Source organism: Enterocloster alcoholdehydrogenati (assembly GCF_013282095.1).
Taxonomy (GTDB): Bacteria; Bacillota; Clostridia; order Lachnospirales; family Lachnospiraceae; genus Enterocloster; species Enterocloster alcoholdehydrogenati.
Genome location: NZ_BLTJ01000003.1, coordinates 223,368 through 243,197, shown reverse-complemented (window position 1 = coordinate 243,197; position 19,830 = coordinate 223,368). Strand labels below are relative to the sequence as shown.

The following is a 19,830-nucleotide window of genomic DNA, read 5'->3' as shown; positions in this document are numbered from 1 at the left end:
TTCCCTTAAGACGGACACACTTTATATTATTAGTTTTTTTCTCACTTTAGCAAAAGGTTCTGGATTTCTCATTTAATGAGATGTATAATGGATCAGTTATTTTTATCCCCACACTATAAGAAAAGAAACATAAAAAGGAGGTTCCCCATTATGCCAGTAAAATACGTTTTTGTTACGGGCGGTGTTGTTTCCGGACTGGGAAAAGGAATTACGGCAGCTTCCCTTGGCCGTCTGCTGAAGGCCAGAGGCTACAAAGTGACCATGCAGAAATTCGACCCCTACATCAACATTGACCCCGGCACCATGAATCCGGTTCAGCACGGCGAAGTCTTTGTCACCGATGACGGTGCGGAGACCGATCTTGACCTGGGTCATTATGAACGTTTCATTGACGAAAGCCTTACAAAAAACTCCAACGTAACCACAGGAAAGGTCTACTGGACCGTCCTGCAGAAGGAACGTCGGGGAGACTTCGGCGGAGGCACTGTCCAGGTGATCCCCCACATCACCAATGAGATCAAGAGCCGTTTCCACCGCAACTACAATGATAATGAGACAGAGATCGCCATTATCGAGGTGGGAGGCACAGTAGGCGATATCGAAAGCCAGCCTTTCCTGGAAGCGATCCGCCAGTTTCAGCATGATGTAGGCCCCAAAAACACCTGTCTGATCCATGTGACCCTGATCCCCTATCTGAAAGCATCCGAGGAGCTTAAGACAAAGCCCACCCAGGCCAGCGTAAAGGATCTCCAGTCCATGGGAATCCAGCCGGACATTCTGGTGTGCCGCTCGGAACATCCCCTGGATGATGCAATCAAGAACAAGATTGCCCTGTTCTGCAACGTTCCCCCTACTCATGTGCTGCAGAATCTGGATGTGGACGTCCTCTATGAAGTACCCCTTGTGATGGAGGAGGAACATCTGGCCCAGGTTGCCTGCGAATGTCTGGATCTGCCCTGCCCTGAGCCGGATCTCACAGAATGGCGCTCCATGATCAATAACTGGAAGCATCCTGAAAAAGAGGTAACCGTGGCATTGGTTGGAAAATATATCCAGCTTCACGACGCCTATATCTCTGTTGTTGAAGCCTTAAAGCACGGTGCAGTAGCCAACCACGCCCAGGTCCATATCAAATGGGTGGATTCTGAGACCGTTACTCCCGAAAACGCGGCTCAGCTCCTGGGCGGCGTATCCGGTATCCTGGTTCCCGGCGGTTTCGGCGACCGCGGCATTGAAGGCAAGATCAACGCTATCCGGTATGCAAGGGAACACCAGATCCCCTTCCTTGGCCTCTGCCTGGGAATGCAGCTTTCTATTGTAGAGTTTGCCAGAAACGTCCTTGGCTTAAAGGACGCACACAGTGCAGAGCTGGATCCGTCTACCTCTCATCCAGTGATCCATCTTATGCCCGATCAGGACGGTATCGAGGATATCGGCGGAACCCTGCGCCTTGGCTCATACCCCTGTATCCTGGATCAGACCTCCCGTTCCTATGCCCTCTATGGTGAAAAGACCATCCACGAGCGTCACAGACACCGCTACGAAGTCAACAATGATTACCGCCGCCTTCTCACCGAAAACGGAATGCTGCTCTCCGGTCTCTCACCGGACAACCGAATCGTGGAAATGGTGGAACTGCCGGATCACCCCTGGTTCATCGGCACCCAGGCGCATCCTGAGCTAAAATCCCGCCCAAACCGCCCCCATCCTCTGTTCCAGGGCTTTATTGGGGCCGCCTTAAAACAACAGGATCAATAAAAATCACCGGCCGCAGATATCTGCGCCTTCTATAACAAATACCCGGCATGGATATGGTTAGCGGCTCCATCCGGGTATTTCTTCTTTTCCTCTCATCGTTCCGTTTTTCATACAGTTTTTCACAATTCTCCATTTTTTCCATAATTTTTAAGCTGCAGTTTTACATAAAAATCCGTATTTTTCCCACACTATCTACCGTACTCCCACACAGCATTTTCGGAGTATCCAACATCTCACTCACAAAAAGGAGGCCGCTTTATGAACCGCACCAGTCACCACCCCGATAAAGATGTTTCCCCCGACGTTTCCGGACAGGAGCTTTTCTTCCCGGCTCATAAAAACAACTATGACATCGACATCCAGGCCTGTTCTTCCATGGACTGCACCGGACTGATCCCCTCTCTTCCCCAGGATGAGGCAGAATGTGAGGCCTACGAAGCTTTGTATCCCTATCTTACAAAGGCCCGTTGATTCCCGTGTGTTTTCCCCGCGCAAAAGCGCCGGAAAACGGATCTGCTTCCAGCAAATGCTGTCAGTCAGCTCCGTCCTCCGGCGCTTTTAGAATATCTTTTGTCTCCTACACGCTTTCACGCATAAACCGTCCCAAAAACTCCCTGGTCTGGTGCTCCCTGGGCGCGCCGAAAATCTGATCCGGCGCTCCCTCTTCCACGATAACGCCTCCGGCCATAAATACAACATGGTTTGAAACGTCTCTGGCAAAAGCCATCTCATGGGTAACGATAATCATGGTCAGTCCCTCAGAGGCCAGCTTTCTCATAACCTCCAGTACCTCGCCTACCATCTGAGGATCCAGCGCGGAGGTTGGCTCGTCAAACAGCAGAAGCTCCGGTTCCATAGCCAGCGCCCTTGCAATGGCTACTCTCTGTTTCTGGCCGCCGGAGAGCTGCTTCGGCTTGGCATTGATATAAGGGGCCATCCCAACTTTTTCCAGATAATAGAGAGCATTTTTTTTCGCTTCCTCTTTCTCCTTCTTAAGAACTCTGGTCTGCCCTACAACACAGTTCTGCAGCACTGTCATGTTGTTAAAAAGGTTAAAGCTCTGAAATACCATTCCTACCTTGGAGCGGTACTTTGCGGCATTTACCTTTGCACCCGCAATATTATTGCCGTGATACACGATCTCCCCGGTGGTAGGCGTTTCCAGCAGGTTTAAACAGCGCAGCAGGGTGGACTTTCCAGAGCCGGATGCTCCGATGATGCAGGTCACATCCCCTGTATTTACCGTAAAATCAATATCCTTTAAGACCAGATTCGTTCCAAAGGTCTTGCTCAAATGGCGGATCTCCAGTATCTTCTCGCTCATTACGCATCCTCCTTCTTATCTTTGTCGTCGGGATAACGGTACATACCGCTGGTATATGCCAGGGTATCCGTGGTAGCCAGGTCAAAATTATCCGCTCCGTCCATCTTCTTTTCCCACAGGCGCAGCAGTCTTGAACAGGTAAAGGTCATGATAAAGTACATGATCATGGTGATGGTATAGGTCTCAAAGTTCATATAAAGTGCCCCTGCGGCTGCCTTTGTCTTATAAAGCAGCTCTGCCACGCCGATCACTGACAGAACGCAGCTGTCCTTTATGTTGATAATCAGGTTATTGCCGATCTGAGGCATCAGATTGCGCAGCGCCTGGGGCAGGATCACATACAGCATGGTCTGTACATGGGTCATGCCGATGGACATGGCACCCTCGGTCTGTCCCTTGTCAATGGAAAGGATACCGCCGCGCACCGTCTCCGCCATATAGGCGCCTGTATTGATGGACAGGATGAAATACGCCGCCTGGATAATGGAGCTGTTGATATTTAACAGAGGCATCAGTCCATAGTAAATAAACATGGCCTGAGCCATCATGGGCGTACCCCTGAAAAATTCCACATAGGCATTTAAAATAAACTTAACTGCCCACAGTACGCCCCGTTTTACGGGGTTATCCCTCCGGCCGGAGGGTATGGTCTGAATAATACCCACTGCGAAGCCGATGATGCAGCCCGCGATGGTACCTACCAGGGCTATCTTTAAGCTGACGCCTGCACCCTGGAGCATAGACACACCATAACGGTTAAATACGGCCATCACACGGCCGAAAAAATCTGTTGGCATAATGTTCTCCTTACTGATATAGCCGCCGGGAGCCCCCGGTCCGGATCCTTAGTTTGCGAGAGGCTGTGCGGAAATGGCCTCGTCCATCATCCTGGAAAAATCATCTTTTGTCATCTTGGACAGAACGCCGTCGATGGCCTCCTTAAGCTCAGTGTTGCCCTTCTTTAAAGAGATGCCGATATTGATATCCTCATCTGTTACCTGGAAATCATTCTCACCGCCGCCAAATTCAAGAAGCCTGAAATTAGGATAAGCGATCAGGGCGCCCTTGCCGGTAGGCTGATCCGTCACCACAAGATCACACTTATCTGCGTTTAAGGACATCAGCATATCAGGCGCGCTGGCCGTTGCCGCCAGGATGTTTGCATCCTTGATCTGAGGCAGGCAGGTATTATACCAGATAGTGCTCTGCTGAGAGGTGCAGGTCGCTCCTGCAAGATCAGCCACACTCTTTGCGTTCTCATACTTGCTGCCTTTCTTTACCAGGGTAACGATGGTTGCATAATAATAAGGCTCTGTAAAGTCTACTGCCTGCAGACGGTCCTGAGTAATGGACTGGCCTGCGATGACACAGTCTACCTGGCCGGTGGTAACCGCCGGAATCAGAGAGTCCCAGTCCAGACGGACGATCTCAAGGTTGTAGCCTAACTCCTCACAGATCTTCTTAGCCATCATTACGTCATATCCATACGCATATTCATTGCTGTCAGCGATGGGAACCGCACCGTTGGAATCATCCGGCTGTGTCCAGTTATAAGGTGCGTAGGCACACTCCATGGCTACCTTTAAGGTCTTTTTTTCACCGGAAGCTCCATCCTGCGCCTTTGCCCCATCTCCTGCCGCCTCTGTTTTAGATGTATCTGCTGTATTTGCACTGCCGCATCCGGTCAGCACTCCGGCTGCCAAAATACCTGCCGCCGCAAGGCTCATCACTTTCTTTACATTCTTCTTCATAATGTTCTCTCCTCTTTATCATCTTTTCCTGCCGCACACACCCGGCTTTTTTGACCTGAACTGGGCTCACAGCCGTCGGGAGAATACCGCCGTTTCACGAAAAAAGCCACACCTATCCCTGCAGGTATGACTTCATTGTCGCGGAATTCTTATACGTTCACGTCTATGCGCTGATACAGACTTATGCTGTACCGACAGCTTTTCCTGCCTAGTATAGCATAAGTCTGTTTGTTTTCCAAGACCTTATTTCACATTTTCAGCCGGCATTTTTGCCCGTTTTCCCTTATGGCGGTTTATTTTTCCTTTATTCTCCGTTTTTCTCTGCGGTCTCCGTTTTTTTAGCCGCCTCCATTTTCCGCTCCAGCAGCGCCTGCATCTTCTCCCCATACGCATCATCCATGGGAATCTGGTTTCCTTCCTCATCCACCTCTACGGCAAAAAGGAAGGTTCTTGCATCATTGATCTCATAGCTGCAGGTTACCAGTGTGAAAATGTTTCTTGCGGGATAGGCTATTTCTTCCTTATAAGAGCAGGGAGCTGCCATCTCCTTTACAAAGGCGTCAAAGGACTCCTGAGACTTAAACGCCGTCTTGCGCACAATGGGCTCTGCAGGGCCATAGTAACAGGAGACAGCCTTCAGATGGATCTCACGACTGGGCGTATAGATACTGAAATACTGATGGGTTTTAAAATACTCGGGATCCTTATAGCGGTTAATGTCTTTGAACATACTTCCGTTCTTCATGTTATGGCCGTAAAGGATCTGATTGCGTCCCTCAAAATCCTTTTCACTCTCAAAGTCCAGATAGATAGTTCCGGCTGCGCTTTCTTTCCCGTAAAAGTCATGCTTTAAATAAAAGTCATTATCCGTTCCCTGGACAATCGGATAATCCACGTTCGTATCGGGAATGCGGATCCAGCCTATGGTATCGGGATTTGACGCTGTAAGGGCAGCAAAATCAACGGGTGAAACGTATGGCTCTTCCTGAGGCTGCGTTTCTGTCTCCGGGGCGGATTCTGCGGGAGCTTCCGTGGTCTGTCTGGCCGCCTGTTCTGCCAGCTGCCTATACTCATCTTCTGTCCGTTTATTTTCCAGATACTGCCGGATCGTCATGGCGCCGCTTACCAGAAATACCGCAAGAAGGATGCACAGCAGTCCGATTTTAACTCTTCCTTTATTTTTATGTTCCTTATCTTTCACTCTGAATGGCTCCTTTCTGCCGGTTTCCTGCGCTGGTTACGCCGTACAGGCGTCCGGTTCCTCTCCCCCGTCTTTTTCCTGCCATTCACCCATATGTCCTACCGCTTCGTACATCAGAAGAAGCAGCTCCATAAAGCTTCTGAAATTCACCTGACGCCGTTTTTCCTTCCAGGTGACCGTTCCCTGCCAGGTAGCATTTTCCCTGAAAAGCACCCGAACCACAAAGGTCGCCCGACTGCCGTTTCCTACCGCCACCTGAAAGCTTCTGGGAAGAATAATCCGTTTTTGCATCTCCCCTTCAGGCATCGGATCAAGCATCCATGATATTTCCTCTTTCAAGTCAAATTCATTGATAAAGGTCCGGCGCTTTGGCAGAGCCGGATGAGATACGTCGCCTCCCATCTGGCAGCCCTCGCAGCTGCGCACCGTTATCTCGCACATCTTCTTTCCAAGGCCGCTGCCTAAAAGGCGTACCCCGCTTCCCAGAGCTTCCGCAAAAAAATCCATCAGTTCCATCAGACTGAGAAATGATGCACTTTTTTCTGTCCCGGACTGAACAATGACGCCCTGCCAGGTGGCATGGTATCTGTATTTTACATGAAGCATAAAATCTGCCTGCTTTCCTCTGTGCTCCGGTGAAAGGGAAGAATTTCCTGCCTCTTTAGTCTCCGCTTTGAAATCCCAGCGTTTTTTTCCTGTAAAATTTCTGTGGTCAACGCTCTTCATTGGATAATGTATTTCATCAAACAGCTTCTCCAGGATCAGGATCATCTCCGACAGACCGGTAAATGCGGTTCCCTCTTCTCTGCTGTCATGGTAAATCCTTCCTCTTAAAATACGGTTTTCAAATCCATCTGCCGCAATATGGACAACTCGATATGCGTTGGGCAGTAAGCCTGGTCCTGTAGTCAGCATCGTCTCACCCTTTCTTTGTTATTGTCATTTTTCTCCAGTATATCAGTGACTGGTTACAATTCGGTTACAAAACGGGATTGGGCTTGATTTTTCTTCCTTTTCTTTCCTTTTGTGTCAGAAGAATATAGACATTTTTCTGATAAATGGTTATACTTGAGCTATATCAGTATGAAGGAGTTTTACAAATGATGCCGTCTGAATTTGACCTAAGTCCAACGATTTATGTACATACTCTGGGAGGATTCTCCGTCAAAGCCGGAGATAAAGAGATCAATGACAGCAGCAACCAATCCAAAAAGCCCTGGTCTCTGCTGGAATACCTTGTTGTTTTCCGTAAAAAAGAGATCAGCCCGGCCGAACTCATCCAGGTGATCTGGCCCGACGACCCCGGCGTCAATCCGGCCGGCGCCTTAAAGACTCTGATGTTCCGCTCCCGCAAGCTGTTAGAGCCTTTGGATCTCCCGCCCCAGAAACTGTTAGTCCAACAGCGCGGTACCTATTCCTGGACAAAAGAATATACCACCATTCTGGATATCGACGAGTTTGAAGCGATCTGTGCAAAAGTTCTAAACCAGAAGCTGTCCGATGAGGAAGCTCTGCCTTTATGTCTTGCCGGACTCGATCTGTATAAGGGCGACTTTCTCCCCAGGGCGGAGTACGAATCCTGGGTGATTCCTGTCAGTACCTATTATCACTCTCTGTATCAGAAACTGATGTATCATACCGTTAAGATCCTGTCAGCCAGAGAGGATTTTTCCCGGATCACCGCACTCTGCCAGACTGCGATCCGTATTGAGCCCTTTGACGAGGAACTGCGCTACCATCTGGTCTACTCGCTGTACCGGGACGGCCATACAAGACAGGCTCTGGAAGAATATAACAATACTCTTGATCTTTTTTACAGTGAGTTTTCCATCTCCCCATCGGAGCATTTCAAGGATCTTTATAAGGTGATCCGCGACGAGGAGCAGGGTATCAGCCTCAGCCTTGAACACATTCAGCGCTCTCTGGACGAAGAAAGCGCAAAAGGCGCCTTTTACTGTGAATATCCGGTGTTCCGCGATCTGTTTCAGCTGGAGCGGAGAGCTATTGAGCGTACCGGAGATTCCATCTATCTGTGTATGCTTACAGTAACCGGCCTGAACGGTCAGGTTCCAAAGACTCCGATTTTAAATAAAGCCATGGATCATCTGGAAGAATCCATCCGCAGTTCTCTGCGGTGCAGTGATGTGTTCACACGGTACAGCATCAGCCAGTATTTGATCCTTCTTCCCACCATCACCTCCGAGATGGGCGAGATGGTTTTGAAACGGATCATTTCCAATTTCCGTAAGATCTATAACCGCAAGGACCTGATGGTGGATTTCCGCCTGCAGCCCCTGCTGCCGAGGGTACGGCCGGAGCAATTTTAAGACCGGCCCCCTGTTTTCCATAAAAATATCCCGCCTGGAGACACAAAACACTCTCCCGGCGGGATATTTTTCATCTGAATCCGTTCTGAGACATTACGGCGTACACAGCACAGGGATTCCCTTATATACCAGTTCATACAGGGCTGCCGCCTTAGCCGGAGGCAGATTGACGCAGCCATGGCTGCCGTTTGTCCGATAGATAGTTCCCCCGAACTTTCCTCTCCAGGACGCATCGTGAAGGCCGATTCCTCCATTAAACGGCATCCAGTAATCCACATGGCTCTCATACTCGTAGGTACCGTCAGCCTGTTTCTTTCCCCTGAGGATCCGGTCTTTTTCCTTATACGTCAGGCTGTAAATGCCTGCGGGAGTAGTATAATCCTTTGAAACATTTCCCGTGACACAGGGAGCCTCCCATACAACCTGTCCATCCTTCACCATATATACATACTGATTTCCCAGATCTACTTCTACATAGGTGCTTCCCCAGTCGGCTCCCGTCCTGGAAGCGGCTGTCTGGCTGTAGATCGGTTCCCTGTCCGCAGCAGCTGCACCATCCTGCCAGGGAGAACCCGACTGAATCAGTTCAATCAGAGCCGCCGTCTCCTTTGCCTGATCGATCTTCCATCCGTAAGGTCCGGTGATCTGCGCCTGCCCTCCAGCTATCTTATTAACCGTCCTTGCGGTACCGGCGGTATCGTATTTTTCGGCCAGCCCCCTTACAAAGGCAGCCGCCTTCTCCTGATCCAGGGTTATTTTCCCATCGGATGCTCCGGTGATCCAGCTGGCTATGGTCTCGCCGCTTAAAGTCTCGCCTGTTTCCCCGAACACATACCGCAGGCTCTTTTCCCTGCGGCTGTTCATCCCGTCGCAGAGAGCCTTCAGACTCTCATCCGTCTCCCACACGCCCACGGTCCGGTAGCAGCCCTCTGCCTCCAGGTCAATCTCCGTCTTTCCCGCCTTCACAGCTTCATTTATAACGGAAATCGTTTTCTCACGGTCTACGTCATTTCCCTGAACTGCAGGAATAATGGAAAATGGTTTTCCCTCCTCGTAGGCAGAAATCGAAGCGTCTCTTGTAACCGTAACACCGCTGTCATTTAACACAGAAAGCGCCCCAATTACCCCATCCAGCTTTTCCTGACTGTAGGAGGGCGCCAGGGTTACTGTGTGGGAATTGTCCACGGAAGGGCCGGTCTGTCTTCCGCTTTCATTCTGAGCATTCAAAATCTCATGGATATCCTCTGAAACAGATACCAGATAATCAATGTCCTTTCCCTGGATCACATCCTCTGTACCATCCTTTTTTCGGATTGACAGCTTATATTCGCCTGCATAAAAGCCCTGAATCCGCTCTTTTGCCTCTTCCGGCGTCAGGCCGCCTACGCCTACGCTGTTGATTTTCGTACCCGACACAAACCGTGCCGAGTCATCCTGGGCTCCCAGGGAGGAAAATACAAAAAGAGCCGACAACGAGAGAGCGGCCAGGAAAATAACGGATTTTTTTCTGCGCATAAAAATTCCTTTCTATCAATATCAAAACACATAATATTTAGCACCCTGTATCTTGATTCTATCATATTTTTTCAGAAATACATCTTACGAATCTTTACAATTTCGTAAAGAGGGAAATACATCTCAAGCAAAATGATATTCCCCTGTACCGGCCACGCTCATTGTCCCTGTAAAGAACAAAAGAGACCCGCTTCGTCTGCAGATCTCTTTTGTTTCCTGTCAGTCAATGACCTTAACGCTGTCAATCACCGGCTGATTCTCCTTTGCAACCGTACCATTATTATCCTCTACCTGCGTATTCTCGCAGATCGCATCCACTACATCCATACCGTCCGTTACATAACCGAAGCAGGCATACTCGCCGTCCAGGAAGGGGCTGTCCTCATGTACAATGAAAAACTGGGAGCTGGCGCTGTCCTTCATCTGGGAACGTGCCATGGAAATAGCGCCTCTGGTGTGGGATAAGGGATTCTCCACACCGTTTGAGGAAAATTCTCCCTTAATCTCACGGTCAGAACCGCCCATTCCATTTCCTAATGGATCGCCGCCCTGTATCATAAAACCGCTGATGATCCGGTGGAAAGTCAGCCCGTCATAAAAACCGCTGTTTGCCAGATCAAGGAAATTGGCCACCGTAATAGGCGCGCTGTCACCGTCTAACTCCACTGAAATCGTGCCGTAATCCTTTACGTTGATCTCTACATGATGCTTTCCGGCCGCCGCTTCCAGATCCAGGCCATCCCCTGCATCCGCCCCGCTCTCCAGGGCGTCTGTCTGTGCACTGCTCTCTTTGCTCTCTGCTTTCGTATCTGTATCTGTTTTTCCTGTTTCCTTCGTCTCAGCCGCAGATGCTGTGGTCTGAGCTGCTGTATCCTTTGTTTCTTTTGTACCTGAGCATCCGGTCATAAGGGCCGCCGCTGTCACTGCCGCCAGGCAGACTGCCATCCATTTTTTCATAATATCTTCCTTTCCTTCTCTTGATCATCCATCAGAGACAACCACACCATTGTACCATCCAAAATACCGTCAAGTAAAGGACTTTATAAAAATATCACAATTCTAATGTAACGAATCAGCCATGGGGCAATTTGTACGAAGATATATGCGCAGCCATTACATTACTAATACTCACCTCTCACTGCAAAGCCGTGATCCATGGGGCCGCTGCCTTTTCCCAGATCAAGCCCTGCCGCAAGAGCGCCGGAAATATAGCGTTTGGCATGGTCTACTGCCTGTTCCAGTGCCATGCCCTTTGCCAAATTAGATGCGATGGCGCTGGAAAGGGTACAGCCGGTGCCGTGGGTATTTGGGTTGCTGATCCGGCGTCCAGCGAACCATTTTACAGCTGTGTCTTTTACCAGAAGGTCGTTTGCATCATTCACCCGATGCCCCCCCTTTAAAAGCACCCCGCAGTCATACGTTTCGGAAATGATCGCTGCCGCTTCTTCCATCTCTTTTTCAGACCGGATCGGACGGCCGGACAGAACCTCCGCCTCAGGTATATTGGGAGTCAAGAGAGCAGCAAGGGGAAAAAGCTCTGCCTTAAGCACCTCAATGGCATCCTCTCCGATGAGTTTTGCCCCGCTGGTAGACACCATCACAGGATCCACCACAATATTCTGTGCCCGGTAAAAGGTAAGACGATCCGCAATCATTCGGATCAGTTTCCCCGATGCCACCATCCCTGTTTTCACAGCGTCCGGCCGGATATCCGTAAACACTGCATCCAGCTGTTTCTGCAGAAACTCCGGCGTCACCTCCATAATATCTGTTACTCCCGTGGTGTTCTGGGCCGTCAGAGCCGTGATGGCGCTCATACCGTAGACTCCGTTTGCCAGCATGGTCTTAAGATCCGCCTGGATGCCTGCACCTCCGCTGCTGTCGCTTCCGGCTATGGTTAACGCTGTTTTCATGTTCTGTATCTCCTCTCTGTGATCCGGGGATGAGGTACACCGTCTGTTTTCGTCCGCTCCCTACGTTGGCATTACCCAAATCAGGTTTCCGGGTCTAAGCGCTGTCAGCTTACTCTCAGCCCGCTTTACGCGAGCTCCCCTTTTTTACAATTCTTTATTATAAACCTCCTGCCGGAAAACGCAAGGGGGATAACCGGTATTTGCCAGTTATCCCTCTTTCATCATATCACATCAAATCCAGCCATATGCTGTCTCTGAATGTCTGTATTAGTTGTCGCTTAAAGCGGCCTGTGCTGCTGCCAGTCTTGCGATGGGAACGCGGAATGGTGAGCAGGATACATAGTCTAAGCCAATTCTGTGGCAGAACTCTACAGATGTAGGATCGCCGCCGTGCTCGCCGCAGATGCCAACGTGCATATCGGGACGGGTGCTCTTGCCTAACTTGATTGCCATCTCCATCAGCTTGCCTACGCCGGTCTGATCCAGCCTTGCAAACGGATCGTTCTCAAAGATTTTTGTGTCATAGTAAGCATTTAAGAACTTGCCGGCATCATCACGGGAGAAACCGTAGGTCATCTGGGTCAGGTCATTTGTACCGAAACAGAAAAACTCAGCCTCTTTTGCGATCTCGTCTGCAGTCAGGGCAGCTCTTGGGATCTCAATCATGGTGCCTACTTCATATTTTAAGTCAATACCGGAGGCTGCGATCTCAGCGTCAGCGGTTTCTACCACTACCTTCTTAACAAACTTTAGCTCCTTGATATCACAGATCAGAGGAATCATAATCTCAGGGCAAACATTCCAGTCTCCGTGAGCCTTCTTTACGTTGATCGCCGCACGGATCACTGCCCTTGTCTGCATCCTTGCAATCTCAGGATAGGTAACGGCCAGACGACAGCCGCGGTGACCCATCATGGGATTAAACTCATGAAGCGCGTCGCAGATGGCCTTAATTGCGGAAACGCTCTTGCCCTGTGCGTCAGCCAGCTTTTTGATATCCTCTTCCTCAGTGGGGACAAACTCATGCAGAGGCGGATCCAGGAAACGGATGGTAACAGGATTGCCTTCCAGCGCCTCGTACAGCTTCTCGAAATCTCCCTGCTGCTCAGGAAGGATCTTCTCAAGAGCGGCTTCTCTCTCTTCTACTGTCTCAGAGCAGATCATTTCGCGGAATGCGTCGATGCGGTTGCCCTCAAAGAACATATGCTCTGTACGGCAAAGTCCGATTCCCTCTGCGCCCAGCTCTCTTGCCTTTGCAGCGTCTCTTGGAGTATCTGCATTTGTACGCACTTTCAGTCTTCTGTATTTGTCAGCCCATGCCATAATACGGCCAAACTCGCCTGCGATGGTAGCGTCTACGGTAGGGATAACGCCGTCATAGATCTTGCCGGTGGAGCCGTCGATGGACAGCCAGTCACCCTCATGGTACTCTTTTCCGGCCAGAACAAACTTCTTATTTGCTTCATCCATAATAATCTCGGAACAGCCGGATACGCAGCAGGTGCCCATGCCGCGGGCAACTACGGCAGCGTGGCTGGTCATACCGCCGCGGACGGTCAGGATGCCCTGGGAAGCCTTCATTCCCTCGATATCTTCCGGGGAAGTTTCCAGACGTACTAATACGACCTTTTCGCCTCTTTCCTTCCACTCTTTTGCATCCTCCGCGGTGAATACGATCTTACCGCAGGCAGCACCCGGTGATGCCGCCAGAGCCTTTGCAACAGGCTCGGCCTTCTTTAATGCCTCTGCGTCAAACTGCGGGTGAAGCAGAGTGTCCAGATTGCGGGGATCGATCATCTGAACGGCCTTCTTCTCATCGATCATACCCTCGTCTACCAGATCACAGGCAATCTTTAATGCAGCCTTTGCAGTTCTCTTGCCGTTTCTGGTCTGCAGCATATAGAGTTTCTTATCCTCAATGGTAAACTCCATATCCTGCATATCTCTGTAGTGGTCCTCCAGGGTATGGCAGATGCCAACGAACTGCTCATAAACCTCCGGCATAACTTCCTTTAACTGGTCAATCTTCTGAGGGGTGCGCACACCGGCCACTACGTCCTCGCCCTGTGCGTTCATTAAAAACTCGCCCATCAGGTGCTTTTCACCGGTTGCGGGGTCACGGGTAAATGCAACACCGGTACCGGAGGTCTCGCCCATATTTCCGAATGCCATCATCTGTACGTTTACAGCCGTACCCCAGGAGTAGGGGATATCATTGTCGCGGCGGTATACGTTTGCCCTTGGATTGTCCCAGGAACGGAATACAGCCTTGATGGCCTCCATCAGCTGCTCCTTGGGATCGGTGGGGAAATCCTTTCCGATCTTCTCTTTATATTCAGCCTTAAACTGCTCTGCCAGCCTGTGGAGATCCTCAGCGGTCAGCTCTACATCCTGAGTTACGCCCTTTTCAGCCTTCATCCTGTCAATGAGCTCTTCAAAATATTTCTTGCCGACTTCCATAACAACGTCGGAGAACATCTGGATAAATCTTCTGTAGCAGTCCCATGCCCAGCGCGGATTGCCGGACTTTGCAGCCAAAACCTCAACTACTTCCTCATTCAAGCCCAGGTTTAAGATGGTGTCCATCATACCCGGCATGGAAGCTCTTGCACCGGAACGTACGGAAACTAACAGAGGATTTTCTTTGTCGCCGAACTTCTTGCCGGTGATCTCCTCCATCTTGCCGATATGCTCCATGATCTGACCCATGATCTCATCATTGATCTTTCTGCCATCTTCGTAATACTGAGTGCAGGCCTCCGTTGTAATTGTAAATCCCTGTGGAACAGGTAACCCCAGATTTGTCATTTCCGCAAGGTTCGCGCCCTTACCGCCTAACAGGTTTCTCATGGTCGCGTTGCCTTCGCTGAATAAATAAACCCACTTTGTTGCCATAAGTTTTTCCTCCTCATTCTGGCAGATCTGATCACAGTTTCTGCCGCTCTCTGACCGGGCATACCGGATGTCTCCTCTGCCCGCCCATCAGACGGAACCAATGATTCTCCTTTATCCGTCCATCTCGTTTATTATATCACAAACTTTTGGGGAGTAAAGGCTTTTATAACCATTTTTTTGAAAAAATTGGTTATTTTACAGTAAAATCGCTTGTAAGCCCTTTCATTTTCTGTCATTTTCGTATATTCATTTCTTGTTCGCATTTACGAACTGCCAATTTTGTAGTAACTATTACTAAATTTATTATTCCTGGCCACACTGAGATATATACTTATAGGCGGGTGTCTATATAAAATAAGATTTCCCTGTAAATACAAGGAAATCTCATTGTCAAAAGCATATATTAAACTTTAAACCGGTACCCCACTCCCCAAATCGTCTCAATATACTGCGGCTTGGCGGTGTTGAACTCGATCTTTTCCCGGATTTTCTTAATGTGGACTGTGACCGTTGCGATATCGCCGATGGATTCCATATCCCAGATCTTGCTGAAAAGCTCCTCTTTGGTGAATACATGATTGGGATTCTGGGCAAGGAAGGTCAAAAGATCAAATTCCTTGGTAGTAAAGGTCTTTTCTTCCCCGCTTACCCATACGCGGCGGGCGGTCTTGTCAATCTTGAGTCCGCGTATTTCGATAATCTCGTTCACTGGCTGACCGCTGCCGATCAGGCGCTCATAGCGGGCCATATGTGCCTTTACTCTTGCCACCATCTCGCTGGGGCTGAAGGGCTTTGTAATGTAATCATCGGCGCCAAGGCCCAGCCCCCGGATCTTGTCAATATCCTCTTTTTTTGCAGAAACCATGATAATAGGGGTATTTTTTATCTCCCTCACCCGCCTGCATATCTCAAAACCATCGGTTCCCGGCAGCATCAGATCCAAAATCAGGAGGTCATAATCTTCCTTCAGGGCACGATCCAAACCATCTGTGCCGTTATTTTCGATCTCAACCTCAAATCCTGACAGTTCCAGATAGTCTTTCTCAAGCTCTGCAATGCTTTCCTCATCCTCTACGATCAGTATCTTGCTCATTCCTGTATAACCTCCTGATATTTTCTTAAAACAAAATGAATCTCCGTTCCGATGCCTTCTTTGCTGGTGGCCCAGATCCGTCCTCCATGATCCTCTACAATCTTGCGCACAATCGACAGGCCGATGCCGCTGCCGCCCTGAGAGGAATTGCGGGAGGAATCTGTGCGGTAGAACCGGTCAAATATATTAGGCAGGTCCTTAGCGGCAATGCCTTTTCCATTATCCTCAATCTCGATCTGGATGAAGTCTCCCACATCCTTGATGCGGATATTGATGATTCCCTTTTTCTTGTCCAGATATTTGACCGAATTGCTGATAATATTGTTGATGACGCGCTTCATCTGCTCTGCGTCAGCAATGACTGTCACGTCCTCATCCACATAGTTGAAATACCCCAGTTCAATGCCCCGCGCCTCCATATCCAGTCCCACTTCATCCACGCAGTCCTTAAAATACTGGGACACGTTGATCTTGGAGAATGTATATGGTATCTTGTTGGTATCGATTTTTGAGTAAAAGGTCAGCTCGTCAATAAGGCGGTCCATATCATTTGCCTTATTGTAAATGGTGCGGATGTATTTATCAAGCCGTTCCGGCGAGGAAGCCACGCCGTCTAAAATCCCCTCCACATAGCCCTTGATGGCTGTAATGGGCGTCTTTAAGTCGTGGGAAATATTGCTGATCAGTTCCTTACTTTCCTTATCATACTGTATCTTTTCCTCTGCATTCTCCTTTAAGCGGATGCGCATCTCCTCAAAATCCTGGCAGAGATGGCCAATCTCATCATCCGCGTCCACATCCAGGGTAAATTCCAGGTTGCCGTCCCGAATCTGCTTGGTTGCCTCCTGAAGCTTATTTAAGGGGCTTAAAATGGAACGGTAGACCCATACTGTAAGGGTAACTCCGGCCACTACCAGAATCATCACGCCTAAGAACATCATTTCCTTAACCATGGATCTGACCTCCGGCAAAAGATCATCTACATTGGAAACGATAAAGGCGCTGCCCTCGGCTCCGTCGGAAAACCGGAAATCCATCTGCTTGATAAGATGCTGGCTTTCGCCGTCCAGGTAAATACCGCCTTCCATCCCGCCCTTCATCACGTCGAAATCCGGCAGCTGGGAACATAGGGTATTCTCCTGAGATTCTTCACTGGCGCTGTTGGCTCCGTAGTAAATAATGGCATCATCCCGGCGGACGATCAGATAGGAATATTGCTCGTTCAGCTTGGCATTTACCTTATCAAGATATGCTTTATCCTCATAATTGTCCGGATTCTCATCCAGAGTCCTGCGAATCTCCTTCTGAGACTGCTTCGTCAGGCGATTAAAGACCTGGAGGGAGTTGCCGTTTAAAAGGTCTACCTGCTCCGTAAGGCCATATGCTTTTTTAAAGGATTTTTCCTGATAGTCACTGAGGGCCAGCACAGAAAAATAGATCATGATCAGCGGAAAAACGGTTATGATAATAAATGCCACTGCAAGACGTGTCTTTATCTTCACCTTCTTATCCTCCTTCCATGACGCCGCCCCCAGACAAACGCCTGCGGACAGCCGACGTATAACATAGTAAGTATACCATACTTCCCGCGGGCCGTTTATAAAATGATTCTAAACTTTTCTCCCCCTTCTGAACGATCCCCATCCGCCCGTATTCACGCCGGTTTGGGCCGTTGGTTCCCGGAATTTGTGCAAGACAGCGAAAAATACCCGGAGAAAAGCCATTTTAAGCGATTCTCCGGGTATTTTATATTCTTAGAAACGGAACTTATCTTCAAAATAAGCCTTTAATTCCGTAATCGGCACACGCACCTGCTCCATAGTGTCGCGGTCGCGCACGGTCACTGCCTGGTCATTCTCAGAATCAAAGTCATAGGTTACGCAGAACGGAGTACCGATCTCATCCTGCCTTCTGTAACGTTTTCCGATATTCCCTCTGTCATCAAATTCGCAGTTGTAATACTTTGACAGCTGAGCGTAGATCTTCTCCGCTCCTTCGTTCAGCTTCTTGGACAGAGGCAGGACGCCGATCTTAACAGGAGCCAGTGCGGGATGGAAGTGAAGAACGGTTCTTACGTCCCCCTCGCCAATCTCTTCCTCATCATAAGCCGCGCACAAAAAGGCCAGCGTCACGCGGTCTGCGCCAAGAGAAGGCTCAATCACGTATGGGATATATTTTTCCTTGCTCTCATCATCAAAGTAGGTCATATCCTGACCGGACACATTCTGATGCTGGGTCAGATCGTAATCCGTACGGTCCGCAATCCCCCAGAGTTCGCCCCAGCCAAAGGGGAACTTAAACTCCAGATCGGTCGTAGCCTTGCTGTAGAAACAAAGCTCCTCTGCGGAATGGTCTCTTGCCCGCATCTCATCGGGCTTAATTCCCAGTGTCTGAAGCCAGTCGATGCAGAACTGCTTCCAGTAGGCAAACCACTCCAGATCTGTGCCCGGCTTGCAGAAGAACTCCAATTCCATCTGCTCGAACTCTCTGGTACGGAAGGTGAAGTTTCCGGGAGTAATCTCATTTCTGAAGGACTTTCCGATTTGTCCGATTCCAAAGGGAACCTTCTTTCTGGAGGTTCTCTGAACGTTTTTGAAGTTTACAAAGATACCCTGAGCAGTCTCAGGTCTTAAGTATACCGTATTCTTTGCATCCTCGGTCACGCCCTGGAAGGTCTTAAACATCAGGTTGAACTGGCGGATATCAGTGAAGTCATGAGCGCCGCAGCTTGGACAGCAGATATGCTTTTCCTCAATGTATTTCATCATTTCTTCCTGAGACCAGCCGTCTACCGAGCCCTCTGTCTCAATGCCATGCTCTTCATTGTAGTCCTCGATGAGCTTATCTGCACGGAAACGCTCTTTACACTGCTTACAGTCCATCAGAGGATCAGAGAAACCGCCCAGGTGACCGCTGGCTACCCAGGTCTGGGAATTCATTAAGATCGCACAGTCCACACCTACGTTGTAGGGACTTTCCTGAACAAATTTCTGCCACCAGGCCTTCTTTACGTTATTTTTAAGCTCAACGCCCAGATTGCCGTAGTCCCAGGTGTTCGCAAGACCGCCGTAGATCTCGGAGCCAGGGTATACAAAACCTCTGTTCTTGGCAAGAGCTACGATTTTTTCCATTGTCTTTTCCATAGATCCATATCCTCTCTTTTTTATATTTATAAAACCCAGCGGTTCAGGAAAGCGGGAAAACCGGCGTTAAGTTCGCATATACGCATGATTTTGCGCCTGTTTTCACATCAAAGGAACCTCTGATGCTTCCTGAATGACAAAGGGCATTCAAGAAGCTGCCCTATCCCAAATTGCTGCTGTAAAACAATAAAAATCCCGTCGCCGGCATTATTCCAAAATAATATAGCTTACGCCACCGGCCGCTGTTTTTACCGTCTTGTCATTCATAAGCTCACAGCCCTCGCTCACATACAGGATCCTGTTTTCCGTGGAAATGAGCCCCTGACCGGAAACCTTGACCGCCAGACCGCTTTCCTTTAAAATCCCCTCTGATAGAGCCTGCGGATCGGCTGTCTTTCCCTTTGCATCCATATAAGCCGTCTGTTTCACATCCGCCAGATCAGCCGCCGTCCCCGTCTCAATGGAAGTAAACGGCATGGATGTATCTCCTATCTCCCCGGAAAATTCCACCAGGCGGGAAGGCGAATCATATTCCGTCACCAGAACCGCCCGCCCGTCCTTCATGCTGACCTCGTCCAGGGCAACCGGCAGCGCCTCTGAACCATCCCTGTTTTCATAAGCCGCCTCTTTTCCCAATGACTGATTGAACTGGCTGATCTTTGCACCTGCAAAGTCCCTGAGTTCTTCTTCCTTATAGCTGCCTTCCCCGTACTCCTCTGTGGAAGTCCAGAAAACTGTTCCATCCTTTGCCACATAAAGGGTATTTTCCGTAAAGGAGCCCCTGTCTCCACCGGATCTGGCACAGCCGGTAAAAAGAGCGGCGCAGGCCGCAAGGAACAGGATTCCTCTCATGCTCTTATTCATATATCTTCCTTTCCTTCAGGCGTCTCCGGCGTCCGCGGGAGCGATA

16 protein-coding genes are annotated in these 19,830 nt (G+C 49.5%); 3 read left to right on the top strand and 13 right to left on the bottom strand.

Annotation, left to right across the window (positions count from 1 at the left end):
* The first annotated feature begins 150 nt into the window (after positions 1–150).
* Together HW447_RS05155 and HW447_RS05150 are read left to right on the top strand one after the other, a co-directional pair.
* Entirely contained in the window at positions 151–1,758 is a 1,608-nt protein-coding gene (locus tag HW447_RS05155; protein ID WP_176254251.1) for a CTP synthase, read from the top strand.
* A 258-nt stretch (positions 1,759–2,016) separates the two neighbouring features.
* Positions 2,017–2,229 (top strand): hypothetical protein, encoded by a 213-nt coding sequence (locus HW447_RS05150; protein WP_176254059.1) that lies wholly within the window; start codon positions 2,017–2,019, stop codon positions 2,227–2,229.
* 106 nt (positions 2,230–2,335) lie between these two features.
* Here HW447_RS05150 and HW447_RS05145 read toward each other — a convergent pair whose 3' ends face one another.
* From HW447_RS05145 to HW447_RS05125, 5 genes are all read right to left on the bottom strand, one after another.
* Complete coding sequence (locus tag HW447_RS05145; RefSeq protein ID WP_176254250.1) at positions 2,336–3,082, bottom strand: amino acid ABC transporter ATP-binding protein; 747 nt, start codon at positions 3,080–3,082, stop codon at positions 2,336–2,338.
* Complete coding sequence (locus HW447_RS05140) at positions 3,082–3,879, bottom strand: amino acid ABC transporter permease (protein ID WP_176254249.1); 798 nt, start codon at positions 3,877–3,879, stop codon at positions 3,082–3,084. Before HW447_RS05140 ends, HW447_RS05145 begins: the two co-directional genes overlap by 1 nt.
* A gap of 48 nt (positions 3,880–3,927) precedes the next feature.
* The gene (locus tag HW447_RS05135) at positions 3,928–4,833 is read right to left on the bottom strand and encodes a transporter substrate-binding domain-containing protein (RefSeq protein WP_176254248.1); all 906 of its coding nucleotides are present in this window, start codon (positions 4,831–4,833) and stop codon (positions 3,928–3,930) included.
* Positions 4,834–5,137: 304 nt separating this feature from the next.
* The gene (gene srtB / locus HW447_RS05130) at positions 5,138–6,034 is read right to left on the bottom strand and encodes a class B sortase (RefSeq protein WP_243176215.1); all 897 of its coding nucleotides are present in this window, start codon (positions 6,032–6,034) and stop codon (positions 5,138–5,140) included.
* A gap of 36 nt (positions 6,035–6,070) precedes the next feature.
* Positions 6,071–6,949 carry a hypothetical protein gene (locus HW447_RS05125; RefSeq protein WP_176254247.1) on the bottom strand — a complete coding sequence of 293 codons (879 nt, stop codon included), beginning with the start codon at positions 6,947–6,949 and terminating at the stop codon, positions 6,071–6,073.
* A 185-nt stretch (positions 6,950–7,134) separates the two neighbouring features.
* Between HW447_RS05125 and HW447_RS05120 the strand changes: the two genes are divergently transcribed.
* The gene (locus HW447_RS05120) at positions 7,135–8,361 is read left to right on the top strand and encodes an AfsR/SARP family transcriptional regulator (RefSeq protein WP_330589037.1); all 1,227 of its coding nucleotides are present in this window, start codon (positions 7,135–7,137) and stop codon (positions 8,359–8,361) included.
* A gap of 93 nt (positions 8,362–8,454) precedes the next feature.
* Here the strand turns inward: HW447_RS05120 and HW447_RS05115 are convergent, their stop codons facing one another.
* The 8 genes from HW447_RS05115 to HW447_RS05080 all read right to left on the bottom strand — a co-directional run bounded on the left by HW447_RS05115 (position 8,455) and on the right by HW447_RS05080 (position 19,784).
* Entirely contained in the window at positions 8,455–9,876 is a 1,422-nt protein-coding gene (locus HW447_RS05115; RefSeq protein WP_176254246.1) for a L,D-transpeptidase family protein, read from the bottom strand.
* A gap of 219 nt (positions 9,877–10,095) precedes the next feature.
* Positions 10,096–10,833 (bottom strand): peptidylprolyl isomerase, encoded by a 738-nt coding sequence (locus tag HW447_RS05110; protein WP_176254245.1) that lies wholly within the window; start codon positions 10,831–10,833, stop codon positions 10,096–10,098.
* A gap of 164 nt (positions 10,834–10,997) precedes the next feature.
* A complete protein-coding gene (thiD, locus tag HW447_RS05105) occupies positions 10,998–11,789 on the bottom strand; it encodes a bifunctional hydroxymethylpyrimidine kinase/phosphomethylpyrimidine kinase (protein ID WP_176254244.1) in 792 nt (263 codons plus the stop codon).
* A gap of 267 nt (positions 11,790–12,056) precedes the next feature.
* Complete coding sequence (gene ppdK, locus HW447_RS05100; protein ID WP_176254243.1) at positions 12,057–14,684, bottom strand: pyruvate, phosphate dikinase; 2,628 nt, start codon at positions 14,682–14,684, stop codon at positions 12,057–12,059.
* A 403-nt stretch (positions 14,685–15,087) separates the two neighbouring features.
* Entirely contained in the window at positions 15,088–15,777 is a 690-nt protein-coding gene (locus HW447_RS05095; protein ID WP_176254242.1) for a response regulator transcription factor, read from the bottom strand.
* Positions 15,774–17,279 (bottom strand): sensor histidine kinase, encoded by a 1,506-nt coding sequence (locus HW447_RS05090; RefSeq protein WP_176254241.1) that lies wholly within the window; start codon positions 17,277–17,279, stop codon positions 15,774–15,776. The genes HW447_RS05095 and HW447_RS05090 overlap by 4 nt, the downstream gene beginning before the upstream one ends.
* Positions 17,280–17,531: 252 nt before the next feature.
* The gene (locus HW447_RS05085) at positions 17,532–18,920 is read right to left on the bottom strand and encodes a glycine--tRNA ligase (protein WP_176254240.1); all 1,389 of its coding nucleotides are present in this window, start codon (positions 18,918–18,920) and stop codon (positions 17,532–17,534) included.
* A 207-nt stretch (positions 18,921–19,127) separates the two neighbouring features.
* Positions 19,128–19,784 (bottom strand): hypothetical protein, encoded by a 657-nt coding sequence (locus tag HW447_RS05080; protein WP_176254239.1) that lies wholly within the window; start codon positions 19,782–19,784, stop codon positions 19,128–19,130.
* Positions 19,785–19,830 lie beyond the last annotated feature (46 nt).